The sequence below is a fragment of the Arsukibacterium indicum genome (genome assembly GCF_019100565.1).
GTDB classification, from domain to species: domain Bacteria; phylum Pseudomonadota; class Gammaproteobacteria; order Enterobacterales; family Alteromonadaceae; genus Alishewanella; species Alishewanella indicum.
Map to the genome: position 1 here is coordinate 103,024 of NZ_JAHRID010000004.1, position 15,513 is coordinate 118,536.

Sequence of the window (15,513 nt, forward strand, 5' to 3'; positions counted from 1 at the left end):
CTACTCCTTTTCACTGCTGAGCAATTTAGCTATCTGCACGCCGGCCATAATAAAAGGCCCGTTTGCTTTGGCATCGTTCCGAAAAACCGGCTCGCTCATATAGTAGTGATAACTGCCATCACGGCCAAAGCCCAGTCCGGCAACCTGCACAGTATTAACCAGACTGATACTGTTATCAGGGTGGACCAGAATAAACTCATCCAGCAGGCCCCGATACGCTTTTAATGCTGTTGCCCGGTACCGGCTGTCTAGATAACCATTATTGACTCCTTTAGCAAAAAAGTAAGTGATCATGCTACTGGCTGACGACTCTGAATAATTACCCGCTGCGTTGGGTTTATCCAGGATCTGATACCATACGCCGCTGTCAGCGTCCTGCACTTTTACCAATGCCTCTGCCAGCTCGGCAGTCATGTCTAACAGGGGTTGGCGTAGCGCAGTTTGCTGCTCGGGAATAATCTCCAGTACATCCACCAGTGCCATTGCCAGCCAGCCTAAACCGCGGCCCCAGAACTGACTGGCCAGACCGGTTTCTTTATCGGCCCAGTTTTGCTCGCGGGCTTCATCCCAGGCGTGATAATACAAACCAGTTGCGGGATCACGCAGCTTGTCGCGACTAACGGTAAATTCTTTTACTACTTCAGCAAAGGCATGGCCATCCTCAAAGGCACTACTGTAACTGGCCAGAAACGGCATACCCATATAAACGCCATCGAGCCAGAGTTGATGAGGGTAGATTTTTTTATGCCAGAATGCCCCTTCACTGGTGCGCGGATGCTCTGCAAGCTGCCGGCGCAGTAATTCCAGTGCTTTTTTATAGTGAGGCTGCTGATTGCGCTGATATTCGCGCAATAACATATTGCCGGTATTTAAGCTGTCGATGTTGTAATTGCTGATGTTATAGGTGCGGATATCGCCGTCTTCGGTAATAAAAGAACCGATAACGTCAGTTAATACCTGCTGCCATTCAGGGTTGGGCCGTAGTTGCAGCAGGTCGTCATAGGCTTGCAGCTGCAAACCGGTAGTATATTCCCATTTACTTGGCCGTTGGCGTTCGTAATCCCAGCCGCCGTAGGCATAAAATGGTGTTTGCCGGGTCATTTCACTTTGTGCTAACCGCTCACTCCAGTTTAATGCGACCTCTGCTGTCAACGGGCCGGACTTTTGCTGCTGTCCTAAAGCTGTTTTCAGGCTTTGTCTTGGTGTCAGGGTCAGCTGTTCAGCTTGTTGCTGCAGATAGCGGACAAATTCTGCTTCACTGCCGATGCCACCGGGTTCGCCGTCCCAGGCCGCCAGAAAGTAATATTCCAACTCATTACCTGCCGGACGCATTACCGCAACATGACTGTTGTTATCTTCAGTTTGATTAAGTAATTGGCCACGTTTAAACAATACAGCCATACCCAGCTTGCTGTCTGGGGCCGATAAGCTTTGGTTGCCCCAGGTGGCGAGATATGTCCAGGCATGACCAGTAATATCAAGGTTGCCCTGCAGCACTTTGGTATCAGGTAGTTTAACCAGACCAATAGCCATGTTATCTAACGGCTCGCTCAGGGTCAGACGGGTGTTAACCAGGCGGGAGCCTGCTGTCATGCTTAAATCAGCCGTCAGGTTCACGGTTTTGCCAGCAATTTGCCAGTTCTGATACTGAATTTGCAACGCTGAATAAAGCGGGCCATTTTCAATGACTTTGGCAGTATGGCCGCTAACTTCAGAAACCAGTTGCACTTGCTTGTCGTCCCAGTAGCCGAAGCCACCCGCGCCGAGTGACTTGCCTACTTTTAAGATATCCATACCCCAGTCAGCCAATTCATGATAAGACTGATAGCCGTCCTGACCAACATTCTGCAGCACCAACTCTGCGGTCTGTTTACCGAAAATATCAAAGCCATTTCGCCAATCGAGGTAAATGCGGTAACCCACCTTGTCAGACTCAATGCCCGGCCCTTCGTAACGGATCCATTCTGAGTGATCCGTATATTGGGCGGGCGGTGTCAGCTCAGTTACATTCTGAAAGGTACCGCCAATATATTTAGCATCTTGCCACTGGCCGCCTACTTTGTGGGATATTTCAGCTTGTGTCTGCGCCGGCCATTGGCTGGTAGCAAATAGCGTTGGGTTATGCTCAATAGTCAGGCTTTGCGCCGTGGTACCGGCTAATACTAACGGCAGAAATAACGTGTCATTCTTGCCATCGCCGGTGCGGTCAATCAACTGCGAGGGGATAATCTCACCAGCAACCTTTGCTACCAGAGTTTGTGCCTCTGCGGCTGTTACACCTAAGTCGGCAAAGGGTAAATACAGGGTTTCAGTGCGCTCAAAAGTTGAGGGGTTGGCAACTTTCAGGGAGGCAATACTGCGACTGGTGTTGCTGCCGGCATCGGCATCAATCTGTTGTTGCGTGGGTGGTGTTGCCGGGTTGCAGCCTGCCAGTATCGCCAGGCTAACGGTGGCCAGAGAATATCGAAGATATTTATTCACAATAAAACACCTGTTTAACTAATACGATGATCCGTCTGAAAAAAATCGGGCCATCCCTGGCTCGCGAAGGTACTAAGCGACAAACCACCGGGGGAAGTTTGTCGCCGGGAGAAAAAGCAGGCCACGAGGGCCTGCTGCTTTGCGTCAGAACTTGTACTGGGCACCCAGATAATATTGACGACCGGTACCATGGTAATAGGTTAAGCGGTTACCGCTTGAATCTACCCATTGATCATCTACTTCATCACTCAGGTTCAGGGCTTCAAAACTGACTTTCCATTTGTCAGTCAATTGATAGGCCAGAGCTGCATCAATATTGCGGGTCGCATTGGTGCCTTCCATATCATTATTGTTGCGGCCCAGTGCATTGGTTAAGTACTTGTCACGATAGGCCATGGACACCCGGGCACTGAATTTATCATCTTCATAGTACAAGGTGGCACTGTGGGTATTCTGCGACAAGCCCTGTAAGTCACGGGTAGCCAGAATCTGGCCATCTGCATTTACATAATCCAACTGCGCTTTTACGTAGGTAAAGTTACCGATAAAACCAAAGCGGTTCCAGAATTCCGGTAAAAAGGTAAACGGCATCTGGTACTGAATTTCAAAGCCATATAAATCACCACCAGGGCCATTTAGCGGGGTATTGGTTTCCCATTGATCGTTTTCAGTACAACCGGTTGCGGCACCGTAACCCGGGCCGGCATTACAGGCATCAATAGCTGCCTGAATAGGTAAGCCGGTTTCAGTAAAAGGTTTGGTTTCACGCAAGCCCTGCACATAACTGTCGATTTCTTTACGGAATACGGCGACACCTAGCAGCGATTCATTGTCAAAGTACAGCTCTAAACCTAAATCGTAGGTTTTAGCCTTAGTCGGTTCAAGGGTTGGGTTACCGCCACTAATGCTGCGGGCACCACCAGAAACGGAGACTGAAACATTGGGCCGGATACTTGCCAGGCCGGCGCGGGCCATTACTTCTGCATAACCAAAGCGGATAAGGACATCGTCTATTGGTTCAAATACCAGGTTAAGTGATGGCAAAAACTCGTTGTAATCGTGCTCAGCAGTAACCAGTTCCTGCGTACCACCAACAGTTGCCCAGGCGGTTGAAGACTGATCGGTGCGAACATAGCGACCGCCAACATCGCCACGGATGGTGGTATCGCCAATTTCAGTATCAAAAGCCAGCTGCAGGTAGGCACCTAAGGTGTCTTCTTCAGCTGAGTAATTATCTACCCGGCGAAAATCAGTGCTGACTTCAAATTCGCCGGTATTACTGTAAATGTTGTAACGGGCATCAATTGCCGCCAGATCCGGGATAAGCCATGGGCCCTGTGAGCCAAGGCCAGAGTCGTAGCTCGCAATAAGATCCGGGGTCATTACAATGCCGGCGGCATTTTCAGAGCTACGTCTTGCTTCGCGGGTTTCAAACTCAAAGGTTTTATAATGCAAACCACCGCGTAAGGTCAGGCTGTCGCTCAGAGCATATTCCAGATTAACTGCCGCGTTATCAAAGGTATTTTCTGCACCCAGTGGCCGTAACCGCACACTGTTGGTGGCCCAGCCTGTCGGGTCATAAACCTCGGCGCCAAAGAGCAAGTCCGGAGCTGAACGCTTTGCTCCACGGTAGTCGTAACTGAAGTCTACTCCACGTTTTTCCATGACTACGGTGGTTTGGATCGGGTTATCAAACTCTGATTTTGCCCGGCCAATCATACCGTCAATTTTTAAATCATCGGTCAGCTGATGCTGGCCCGATAAGGTAAATTGCAGAAAGTCGGTGGATAATTCATCGTAACGGTTTTCGTTACGTACCACGGCATTTTCAAACGATGCATATGTGACAGTGTTGGTGTTATCGACTTCATAGTCGAGCACGTTCATTGCCGCGCCAATAGCATTATTGTTTAATATGCCCTGGGTAAACACTTCATTGCGGGTTGAGTCGTCTTTTGAATACAACACGTCGAGATTAAAACGGGTTTCCATGGTCGGCCGGAATTCAAAAGCGGCAGCCACACCGGTGCGTTTGACATTGTGAGTATATGAGTCATAACGTGGCAACCGGGGCCGGAATGCATCATTAATTTCCTGCAACTGAGGGGCATCAGCACTGCCCTGGTAACTGCCAAAATCATTGCTGTTATCCCAGCGTACGGTACTGGCGCCTTCGTCAATAATATTCCGCTCAGAAAACGCTGCTGAAATCAGATAACCAAAGGTGCTGTCTTCATTAATATTGCTGAATAAAAAAGAGGCTTTAGGATCAACTTCTTCTGACAAGTCGTTGTAACCAGCTTGCACATTAGCGGCAAAGGTCAGTGCGTCATAATCAAACGGACGCGCAGTGCGCAAGTCAACGGTGGCACCTAACGACCCCTCTTCAACATTAGCTGAAGCGGTTTTGCGTACTGTTAACTCGCTGAATAAATCAGATGAAAAGGTGTTAAAGTCAAAGCCACGCCCGCGGTTTGCCCCACCGACAGCGTCAGTACCGCCACTGGTAGATTGTGCTTCCATACCGTTTATCCGGACCCGGGTAAAGTCAGGGCCCAGGCCACGAACTGAAATTTGCCGGCCTTCACCGGCTACCCTGCTAATTGCAACACCCGGCAGTCGTTGCAGTGACTCGGCTAAGTTTAAATCAGGAAAATCAGCGATGTCTTCAGCTTTAATGGTATCGGTAGCACCCGTGGCAAAGCGCTTCTGATTCAGTGCGCTGGCCAGACTGCCCCGGAAACTGCCAACTACCGAAATGACTTCAATCTGTTCTTCCTGAGCCTGTTCAGCAGCTTGTTCGTCGGTTTGCTGGGCCAGCACCGATGGGGATGCGCTCAGCATTGTCGCCATACCTGCCAGTGTCAGTGCCCGTACCAGTTTGGTAGGGCGAAATTGCGTGTTGCGATAAGCCATTTGTGTTCACCTCGTCCTGATTTGTCTTGTTATCTTAGCCTGAGTCATGCCCGGCATTTTTAGATTTATTTCAGGAGCAAACCAGTTTGCTGCCTGTTGATTTGTTTAATTCGTTATTCGTTCTATACTGCATTAACGCTTTGTCTACCGGTGGCAAAAAAAGCTTGCAATTTTATGCCACCGATGGCAAAAAGCTAACACCATCAACTAAAATCTGTCAATTAGTGGTTTAAATAAAATCAGCTTAAATTGTAACAAAAGCACGCCAGATTTAATTAAGTTGTTGTTTATAATGTTTTTTGTTTGTTTTTTTTTATTTTTTGCACTGTTTCATATATGAACAATTGATGGCAGATGCAACCAGCTATTGACTGGCAAACAATGGCGCTTTATTCCAACGATTTCAGAAAATGGAGGCACTGATGACAGCATTATTTTCCCTGACAGGGCAACGAGCCTTAGTTACCGGAGCAAGTCGCGGTTTGGGCCAGGCCATAGCCGTGGCATTGGCGGCGGCAGGCGCAGAACTTATTTGTACCAGTTCAGCAGTAGGTGGGTGTCAGGAAACTGTGCAGAAAATCATTGCCGGGGGCGGTAAAGCAACCGCTCTGGCTGCTGATTTAAGCGATGAGAAGGTAGTGGAAAAGCTGGCGGCAGATGCATTGGCGACCGGTCAGATTGATATTCTGGTTAATTGTGGCGGTACGATTTTCCGGGCACCGGCCCACCAGTTTCCCATGCAGGAGTGGCATAAAGTGATCGCGGTCAACTTAGATGCCGCCTTTCTACTGAGCCAGCGTATTGGCGCCGCCATGATCGCGCGTAAGCAAGGGAAAATAATCAATATTGCGTCGATGCTGTCTTACAGCGGTGGTATTACGGTACCCGCCTATACTGCCAGTAAACACGCGATTGCCGGTGTAACCAAAGCACTGGCGAATGAATGGGCCCAGCATAACATTCAGGTAAATGCGATAGCCCCTGGCTATTTTCGGACCGATAACACTGCTGCGCTGCAAGCCGATACTGAGCGTAATGCCGCGATTACCGCGCGAATTCCTGCCGCCCGCTGGGGCGAGCCGGAAGATTTGGCCGGTGCGGCAGTTTTTCTGGCCTCCCGTGCCAGTGATTATGTTAATGGACATTTACTGGCGGTGGATGGTGGCTGGCTGGCCCGCTGAATTTTAAATTTCTAAGAGGTGATTATGACAACGTTATTTGAAAGCCGTTACCCGACGCATCCGGACGACGTAAAACATTATGATACGGATGAGCTGCGGCAGCATTTTCTGGTGGATAACCTGATGCAGGCCGACAAGCTGGTGTTGTGTTATACCCATTACGAGCGGGTAATTGTTGGCAGTGCTGTGCCGGTGGCAGGCCCGGTAAAGCTGGCAGCGCCAGAGCCGCTAAAAGCAGAGTACTTTTTAAAGCGGCGGGAGCTGGGAATTATCAACGTTGGGGGCACTGGTACTGTTAATGTTGATGGCACAGATTATCAGCTGAAAAATACCGAGGCGCTGTATGTAGGGATGGGGGCGCGTGAGGTCAGTTTCAGTTCCGGCGACGGCAGCAAACCTGCGAAGTTTTATTTAAATTCAGCGCCGGCCCACCGGGCTTTTCCAACCAAGCATCTGACCATGGATAAATGCACTGTGCTGCAGATGGGTTCATTGCAAACCTCGAACGAGCGGGCAATTCATCAGTTAATGATTAATGACGTGGTTGAAACCTGCCAGCTGCAAATGGGGTTAACCGTGCTAAAACCGGGCAGTGTCTGGAATACCATGCCGGCGCATCAGCATGACCGGCGAATGGAGGCGTATTTCTATTTTAATCTGGATAGCGATCAGCGGGTTTGTCATTTTATGGGCCAGCCCCAGCAAACCCGGCATATCTGGGTGGCGAATGAGCAGGCCGTGGTGTCACCGGCCTGGTCTATTCACAGTGGTTGTGGCACCAGTAATTATGCCTTTATCTGGGGAATGGCCGGTGAAAACCTGGATTATCACGACATGGATAAATTCCCGGCCAGCGCAATGAAATAAGCTTAAAAGCTGCAGGCTTGCTGCAGCAATATTTAATTGAGTAAGGCATGCAATAAGACATGCCATGCTTGGCAACAGGGCAGGACGGGATATGATAAAAATAAATCGCCAGAGTGCAGCGGGGCTGTTGCTGCTGGCCAGTATCTGGCTAAGTGGCTGTCAGCCGCAGCAGGAACACCTGACGTTGCGCCTGGCTCACACGCTGGATCAGGAACATGTGGTGCATAAGGCGATGGTGCTGATGGGCGAGCGCCTGCAGCACTATTCTGATGGCAGCATGCAAGTCGAAATATACAGTGGCGGCCAGCTGGGCAATGAGCGGGAACTTATCGAATTGCTGCAGATTGGCAGCCTGGCCATGACTAAAGTATCAGCCAGCTCGGTAGAAAGCTTTGTGCCGCAGATGCGGGTATTTAGCGTGCCGTATATTTTTGATAACAATGCACACCTGTGGCGCGTGCTGGAAAGTGAAACCGGCCAGCAGTTGTTGCTGGATCTGGAGCCGGCCCGGTTACGTGGTTTAGGCTATTACGATGCCGGCAGTCGCAGCTTTTACTCCACCAACACCGAAATTAACAGTCCGGCTGATTTACGTGGCAAAAAATTCCGGGTGCTGGCCAGTCAGACTGCAGTGCGAATGGTGGAGGCCCTGGGCGGCGCTGCCACGCCGGTAGACTGGGGTGAGCTCTACACCGCATTGCAGCAGGGCGTGGTGGATGGCGCTGAAAACAACCCGCCAAGTTTTTATCTGTCACGTCACTATGAACTCAGTAAATATTATACGATGGATGAGCATACCTCGGTGCCCGACGTGCTTATTGTCAGTTTGCCTGTGTGGCAGGGGTTAACTGCCCGGCAGCAGCAATGGCTGCAGCAGGCGGCAGAGGATTCTATTACCTATCAGCGTGCGGCCTGGGCTGAAGCGTCAGAGCAGGCGCTTGCTGCGGTAAAGGCAGCCGGAGTTAAGGTCATTTACCCTGATAAACAACCCTTTCGCGACGCGGTAAAACCTTTTCATCAAAGTTTACAACAGACAGAAATTGGCCCGGTGCTTGAGCAAATTGCTGCGCTGGCTGACGAGGCGGAGGTAAGCAATGATTAAGTTTATCCGGCTAATCGATAATGCGCTGAAATGGTTTCTGGCATGCTTAATGGCAGCCATCGTGCTGGTGGTGTGCTGGCAGGTAGTGTCACGTTTTGTATTGAATGCGCCAAGCTCAATAACTGAAGAGCTGGCCCGCACTTTGCTGATTTGGATAGGCATGATCGGCGCTGCTTTTGCGTATCGCACCGGGGTGCACCTGGGGCTTGATATTCTGACTCAGAAATTCAGCCCCGCTGGCCAACGAAAGATAGCTGCAGTGCTGACGGCCGCCGTTGCTGCATTTGCCGTGGCAGTAATGGTGATTGGTGGTGGTAATCTGGTGCGGTTAACTTACGAGCTGAACCAGATGTCAGCCGCACTGGATATTAAAATGGCTTATATCTACCTGGCTATTCCAATCTCAGGCGTATTGATTGCGTTTTATGGGTGCTGTCAGCTTTATGCACTTGCGACCAACCAAAATTTACCAGTTGTTGAGGGAGTACACTAATGGAATTAGCCATTTTAGTCTTGTTACTGGTATTTTTTGGTTTACTGCTGCTAAATGTGCCTATTTCATTTTGTATTGGCCTGGCAACGCTGGCCACCATCTTACTCAGTGTCGACTTTATGCCGGCGGTCACTACCATGGCACAGCGCATGGCTGGTGGTATTAATAGTTTTGCCTTGCTGGCCATCCCGTTCTTTATCTTATCAGGGCTGATAATGGGCCGCGGCGGGATTGCCAAACGGTTAATTGAATGTGCTATGGCGCTGATTGGCATGCTGCCCGGCGGTTTAGCGCTGGTTAATGTGGTGTCCTGTATGTTTTTCGGTGCTATCTCGGGCTCGGCAGTGGCGGCCACCTCGGCCATTGGTAGCTTTATGCTGCCGGAAATGAAAAAACAGGGCTATGACGTCAACTATAGTGCTGCAGTTACTGCTGCGGCTGCTACCACCGGTATGTTAATCCCACCGAGCAATATATTAATTGTTTACGCTATCGCCAGTGGCGGGGTATCGATAGCAGCACTGTTTATTGCCGGTTACCTGCCAGGTATTTTGTTGGGTATCGCGTTAATGATTGTCTGTGCTGGCTACGCCAGAATTAAGGGGTACCCGGTAGGTGCCCGTTTGCCACTTAAACTGGTGGTGCAGAAGGTAGCGGCTGCCATACCCAGCTTATTTATGATTTTTCTGGTTATTGGCGGCATTATCAGCGGCATTTTTACCGCTACTGAAGCTGGTGCCATAGCTGTGGTGTATTCGCTGATCTTAGCCGTTGGCATTTACCGCGAGGTTAAAACCAGCGAATTACCTGCTGTATTAATGAAGGCGGCAGAGACTACCGCCATTGTTATGGCGTTGATTGCTACCTCATCTGCCATGTCATGGATTTTATCTTATGAGCAAATTCCACAGGCAATCAGCGCGGCAATGCTGACCATCAGTGACAACCCGTTGCTGATTTTACTGATGATCAACCTGATTTTACTGCTGGTGGGCGCCTTTATGGATATGACCCCGGCGGTATTAATTTTTACGCCAATCTTTTTGCCGGTGGCGGTTGAACTGGGCATGAGCCCCCTGCACTTTGGCATCATGATGGTGCTTAATCTGTCTATTGGTTTAGTGTCGCCGCCGGTTGGCAGTGTTTTATTTGTTAGTTGTGCTATCGCCAAAACCCGGATAGAGGCAATTATTAAACCCTTGATGCCATTGTACTTTGCAATGTTTGTGGTACTGATGCTGGTAACCTATGTTCCGGCGATCAGTGAATGGTTGCCGGCGCAGTTTGGCTTTTAACAACGATTAACAGTGGGAGAGAACCGATGGTAAGCTACGTGATCCCCAATCTGGCCAATGCCTGTCGTATTATCAGCCTGGTCAGCGAATCTGAGCAGGGTTTAAGTTTAACCGAGTTAGAGCAAGGACTGGCGTTACCCCGAACCACCGCATTTCGGATTTTACAAACCCTTTGTCAGGAAAGAGTACTGATAAAACAAGGTAAAAGGTATCAGGTGGGGGCTCAGCTATTTAAACTTGGTTTAAATGTGCTGAGTTCGCAACGGCTGCCGCAGCAAGCCCAGCCATATTTACAGCAGCTGGCCCTGAAAATGGGGTTAAGTTGTCATTTAGCACTGCCTCATGCAGAAGGGGCGCTGCTGGTTGAGGTCGTTGACAGCCCAAATGCTTTGCGCCCGGCTGCCAGACCGGGAACAGTTGCAGCCTTTAACTGCTCAGCAGCCGGTAAAATTTTTCTGGCGCATCACTACATTGACCAACTGAGTGAGCTGGCTGACTCCTGCTTGTTTAAAAATCTTACCTGCCGCAGTCAGACTGAGCCGGTGCAATTGTATAGTGAGTTGCAACGGATACTGGCCCGCGGTTATGCTGCTGACGAGATGGAATATCATAACGATGTTCGTTGTCTGGCAGCACCGGTGCGAAACGCGCAGGGGCAGGTTGTGGCAGCCGTGGGTGTTACCGGCCCGCTGGCAGTGTTTGGCAAACAGCCAATCACTGCTATTATTGCAGCCTTAAAACAAACCGCTATTGATATTGCTCTTAGCACCTACCGGCCGCAATTGCATGCCAGTAAAGCCAGCAATCATTAAGATGAGACGTATGCAGAAACAAGCCACTATAAATGACGTTGCCCGGATAGCCGGGGTGTCAAAGCGCACCGTATCAAGGGTTATTAATGGTTCGCTCAGCGTCGGCGATGCTACCCGGCTCCGGGTTGAAAAAGTCATCAGCGATTTAAAGTATTCGCCCAATGCCCAGGCGAGGGGCTTAGCCTCCAGCCGGTCGTATTTACTCGGACTGATTTACGATAACCCGGATGCACTGTATTTAGACGACGTCCAGCGCGGCGTGCTGGAGGTGTGCTCTAACCTGGGCTACGAGCTGGTGGTGCACCCGTGTCGCTATCGCAGCGAGTCACTGGTGCAGGACTGTCTGCGCTTTATGCAACGCTCAAAACTGGATGGGGTAATTGTATTGCCCCCAGTGTCAGAGCTGGAGAATCTGGCGCAGGCGTTAAAAGATTCCGGTAGCCCGTATGTGCGGTTAAGCTCAGTGGCTCTAGATGAACCCAAGCATATTGTGGTGTCAGACGACCGTGCCGCTGCCGCTGAAATGGCGCGTTACTTTGCTCAGCTGGGCCACGAAGAAATTGCGTTTATCAGCGGGCCTCAGCGCTACAAGTCGTCTACCGAACGGATGGAGGGCTTCCAGCTTGGTTTATCTGCTTATGGCATCAAAATAGACCCGGCGCGGATTATTGAAGGCAATAACACCTATGAAACGGGCATTGAATGTGCCCGCCTTTTGTTGCAGGCCGACAATAAACCCACTGCTATTTTTGCCAATAATGATCAGATGGCAGCAGGCGTGTTGAAAGTGGCACATAGCATGGGCATCAAAGTACCGGAGCAACTCTCTGTTGCCGGCTTCGATGACAACATGCTGGCATCCAGAGTAATCCCGGCGCTAACCACGATTCGCCGGCCGGTGCGGCAAATGGCCTTGCTGGCTACCAGCAAAATGATTATGTCGATTGAAAATAACGATAAAGCTGCCAGTAATGTTGCGGCAAAAGTGGCGCCCACATTAGTAGTACGCGAATCAACAGCCCGGGTCGCCAGTTCAACAACAGAGTAATAACTTATCCGAAAGCAGCCAGCGGAATCAGCTGCTTTGATTATTTTGCTACCGATGGCAAAAAAATTGGCGTTTTGCTTGCCACCGGTGGCAAATTGGTTATTATATGTGTAATGGTATTTAAGACAGCCTGGTTTTATAGCCGTCAGTAGGTATAACAGTAACACCGTATACAGGAGCATCAGATGATCAATTTGCGAAAGCGCCTACACTTGAAAACCCTGGGTCTGGCAGGCGCTGGCTTGTCGATAATGTCACTTCAAGGATGCTCTGGTATGGCGTTATCTGCTGCTGATCAAAACAATGGCGAAGTAACAACTGACGACGAGCAACAATGGCTGCAAGCTGATGCGATTATTGCCGGTATCAGCCCCACTCAGTTTCCTGCGCGTGAATTCTTAATTACTGATTACGGTGCCAAAGCATCCAGCGGTTTTGATAATACCGCTGCAATTAAAGCGGCTATTGCAGCTTGTAATGCTGCTGGCGGTGGCCGGGTAGTGGTGCCACAGGGGCGCTTTGAAACCGGTGCAGTGCATTTATTGTCTGATGTTAACCTGCACCTGCAACAAAATGCGGTATTGTCGTTTTATACCGATGCAGCACACTACATGCCCTATGTGATGACCCGCTGGGAAGGTGTTGAGCTGATGGGCTTATCACCGCTGATTTATGCTTTTGAACAGGAAAATATTGCGGTTACCGGAGACGGGATTTTAGAAGGCAATGGCTCGAACAGTGCATGGTGGCCCTGGAAAGGTGATTGGGAGCGGCGCAGCTGGGATTACGATGCCAGTGTCGATCAGGCGTTAACCCGCACGCCACTGTTTGGGATGGCTGAGCGTAGTGTCCCTGTTAGCGAGCGGGTGTTCGCCGAAAACTTTTTGCGTCCGCCCTTTATCCAGCCGTATGGCTGCAAAAGGGTATTGATAGACGGCGTTACTATCCGGAATTCGCCTTTTTGGTTGATTAATCCGGTGCTATCGGAAGATGTGATTGTCCGCAATGTTAACTTTATCAGTTACGGCCCCAATTCTGATGGCTGTAACCCTGAATCCTGTAACCGGGTACTGATTGAAAACTGCCTGTTTGACACCGGCGATGACTGTATTGCGCTGAAATCGGGCCGCAATAATGACGGTCGCCGGCTGGCAACTCCGGTGCAAAATGTAGTTATTCAGGATTGCGTAATGCGTGCCGGCCACGGCGGCGTGGTGCTGGGTAGCGAAATTTCCGGTGGTGCCCGCAATATTTTTGCCCGGCGTTGCCGGATGAGCAGCCCTAATCTGGCGCGCGGTATCCGGGTTAAAACCAATTCGGTGCGCGGTGGCTTAATTGAAAACATCTACATTCGCGATATTGAAATTGGTGAGGTGCGCGATGCTATTGTCATTAATTTCTTTTATGAAGAAGGCGATGCCGGCCAATTTATGCCGCAGGTGAAAAACTTACACATCAGCAACTTGCAGGTTAAAAAAGCCCAGCGCGCCTTTGTGCTGCGTGGCTTTGAGCGGGCGCCGATTACCGGGGTTAGTTTGCATAATGTACATTTTAAACAAACAGACAGTTTAGGCATTCTGGAGAATGTAGCGCAGTTGGATCAGCTCGATTTAACGTTAAATGGCCAGGAACTAAAATTGTGATCGCTACAGTTTTTAATCGGGTTGGTGGGGCGGCAACCTGAACAGGCTGGAAGACCGCAATTTTTTATAAACTATTTGCCACCGCTAGACAAAACAGAGATAGGCTAAATTATGAACACAGAGCAAAAACCAGGTTGTAGCGTTACGCTAAACGCACCGGCTGATCCGGGCGAGCAATTAACCCTGCTGCAGGTGCACCCGCGTGACAATGTGCTGGTGGCATTGCAACCGCTGGCCGCTGGCACCACTCTGGCTGCGCCATATCAGCATATCAGCGCAAAGCAGGATGTACCGGCCGGCCATAAAGTAGCGCTTAGTGCTATTGCCAAAGGCGAGCCGGTCATTAAATACGGCTTTGCTATTGGTGCCGCCACCGCTGATATCGCGGTGGGCGAGCATATTCATTCGCATAATCTGGCGACCTTATTAAGCGGCCAGGTTGATTATAAGTACGACGGCTGTCAGGCGCCGACGTTAAGCTTCCCCGCCGGGTTGCCGACCGAATTTATGGGGTACCGCCGGGCTAATGACAAAGTGGGGACCCGCAACGAATTGTGGATTATTAACACCGTTGGTTGTGTTAACCGCGCCGCCATGCGGGTGGCCGAGCAGGCGCGCAAACTATATAGCAGCGAAATAGACGGTATTCATGCCTTTACCCATCCGTTTGGTTGCTCGCAACTGGGTGATGATTTAGCCAATACCCGCACTTTGCTGGCGGGGTTAATTCAGCACCCGAATGCCGGTGGCGTGCTGGTAATGGGGCTGGGTTGTGAGAACAATCAGTTAAGTAAGTTACTGGCCGCCAGCCCTGGGGTGGATCACAGCCGCATCCGCTCTTTTAATGCCCAGCAGGTGGAAGATGAAATAGAACAGGGCCTGGAAGCTGTGGCAGAACTGGTCGCCCAAATGCGCCACGATAAACGTAGCGCCTGTCAGGTATCTGACTTAGTGGTTGGCATGAAATGCGGCGGATCGGATGGTTTAAGCGGCTTAACCGCTAACCCGTTAGTGGGCCGGATTGCCGATTTAGTGGCTGCAGGCAATGGTAAAGTGGTGCTTACCGAGACCCCGGAAATGTTTGGTGCTGAACAGGTGTTTATGGCCCGCGCCGCCGATGAAAAGGTGTTTGGCGACATTGTTACCCTGGTAAACGATTTTAAACAGTATTTTGTCGACAACAAGCAGCCGGTGTATGAAAACCCCAGCCCGGGCAATAAAGATGGCGGTTTAACCACCCTGGAAGAAAAATCGCTGGGCGCAATTCAGAAGGGCGGATCTGCCATTGTCCGGCAGGTTATTCGCTACGGTGAAATGGCCAGCAATAGCGGCTTAACCTTACTGGAAGGGCCCGGCAATGATGCAGTGTCATCCACGGCGCTAACCGCAGCCGGCGCAACCTTGTTGCTATTTACTACCGGACGCGGCACACCATTGGGCTTTCCGGCACCAACGGTGAAAATTTCATCCAATTCGGTGCTGGCCGCTCGTAAACCGCAATGGATTGATTATGACGCCGGTGGCTTATTGAAAAAAGGCCAGGACGCTACCGAGTTTAGCCAGCAGTTTTTCAGCTACCTGCTGGAAGTGGCGTCAGGAAAATCGACCCGCAATGAACAGACAGACAATCGCGAAATCGCCATCTGGAAAAATGGCGTGACACTGTAATTTTTTT

11 protein-coding genes are annotated in these 15,513 nt (G+C 50.4%); 9 read left to right on the forward strand and 2 right to left on the reverse strand.

The genetic code is table 11. The features are described 5' to 3' along the window. Both KQY15_RS10285 and KQY15_RS10290 read right to left on the reverse strand, forming a co-directional pair. Positions 1–2,481, reverse strand: a complete 2,481-nt coding sequence (locus KQY15_RS10285) for a glycoside hydrolase family 88 protein (RefSeq protein ID WP_217669112.1) — start codon at positions 2,479–2,481, stop codon at positions 1–3. Positions 2,482–2,625: 144 nt separating this feature from the next. Further along, positions 2,626–5,397 carry a TonB-dependent receptor gene (locus tag KQY15_RS10290; protein ID WP_217669113.1) on the reverse strand — a complete coding sequence of 924 codons (2,772 nt, stop codon included), beginning with the start codon at positions 5,395–5,397 and terminating at the stop codon, positions 2,626–2,628. A 422-nt stretch (positions 5,398–5,819) separates the two neighbouring features. Here KQY15_RS10290 and kduD point away from each other — a divergent pair, with 422 nt between their 5' ends. The 9 genes from kduD (at position 5,820) to KQY15_RS10335 (ending at position 15,506) form a co-directional block, all read left to right on the forward strand. Next, positions 5,820–6,578: a 2-dehydro-3-deoxy-D-gluconate 5-dehydrogenase KduD gene (kduD, locus tag KQY15_RS10295; RefSeq protein WP_254795633.1), complete on the forward strand. Its 759-nt coding sequence runs from the start codon at positions 5,820–5,822 to the stop codon at positions 6,576–6,578. Positions 6,579–6,602: 24 nt separating this feature from the next. Then, complete coding sequence (kduI, locus tag KQY15_RS10300; protein ID WP_217669114.1) at positions 6,603–7,445, forward strand: 5-dehydro-4-deoxy-D-glucuronate isomerase; 843 nt, start codon at positions 6,603–6,605, stop codon at positions 7,443–7,445. Positions 7,446–7,536: 91 nt separating this feature from the next. Continuing rightward, complete coding sequence (locus KQY15_RS10305) at positions 7,537–8,547, forward strand: TRAP transporter substrate-binding protein (RefSeq protein ID WP_217669115.1); 1,011 nt, start codon at positions 7,537–7,539, stop codon at positions 8,545–8,547. After that, complete coding sequence (locus KQY15_RS10310) at positions 8,540–9,040, forward strand: TRAP transporter small permease (RefSeq protein WP_217669116.1); 501 nt, start codon at positions 8,540–8,542, stop codon at positions 9,038–9,040. The genes KQY15_RS10305 and KQY15_RS10310 overlap by 8 nt, the downstream gene beginning before the upstream one ends. Beyond that, positions 9,040–10,335: a TRAP transporter large permease gene (locus KQY15_RS10315; RefSeq protein ID WP_217669117.1), complete on the forward strand. Its 1,296-nt coding sequence runs from the start codon at positions 9,040–9,042 to the stop codon at positions 10,333–10,335. The genes KQY15_RS10310 and KQY15_RS10315 overlap by 1 nt, the downstream gene beginning before the upstream one ends. Before the next feature lie 26 nt (positions 10,336–10,361). After that, the gene (locus tag KQY15_RS10320; protein WP_217669118.1) at positions 10,362–11,147 is read left to right on the forward strand and encodes an IclR family transcriptional regulator; all 786 of its coding nucleotides are present in this window, start codon (positions 10,362–10,364) and stop codon (positions 11,145–11,147) included. Position 11,148: 1 nt separating this feature from the next. After that, a complete protein-coding gene (locus tag KQY15_RS10325) occupies positions 11,149–12,195 on the forward strand; it encodes a LacI family DNA-binding transcriptional regulator (protein ID WP_254795634.1) in 1,047 nt (348 codons plus the stop codon). Between the two features lie 185 nt (positions 12,196–12,380). After that, positions 12,381–13,838 carry a glycoside hydrolase family 28 protein gene (locus KQY15_RS10330; protein ID WP_254795635.1) on the forward strand — a complete coding sequence of 486 codons (1,458 nt, stop codon included), beginning with the start codon at positions 12,381–12,383 and terminating at the stop codon, positions 13,836–13,838. A gap of 111 nt (positions 13,839–13,949) precedes the next feature. Next, positions 13,950–15,506, forward strand: a complete 1,557-nt coding sequence (locus KQY15_RS10335) for a UxaA family hydrolase (RefSeq protein ID WP_217669119.1) — start codon at positions 13,950–13,952, stop codon at positions 15,504–15,506. Positions 15,507–15,513 lie beyond the last annotated feature (7 nt).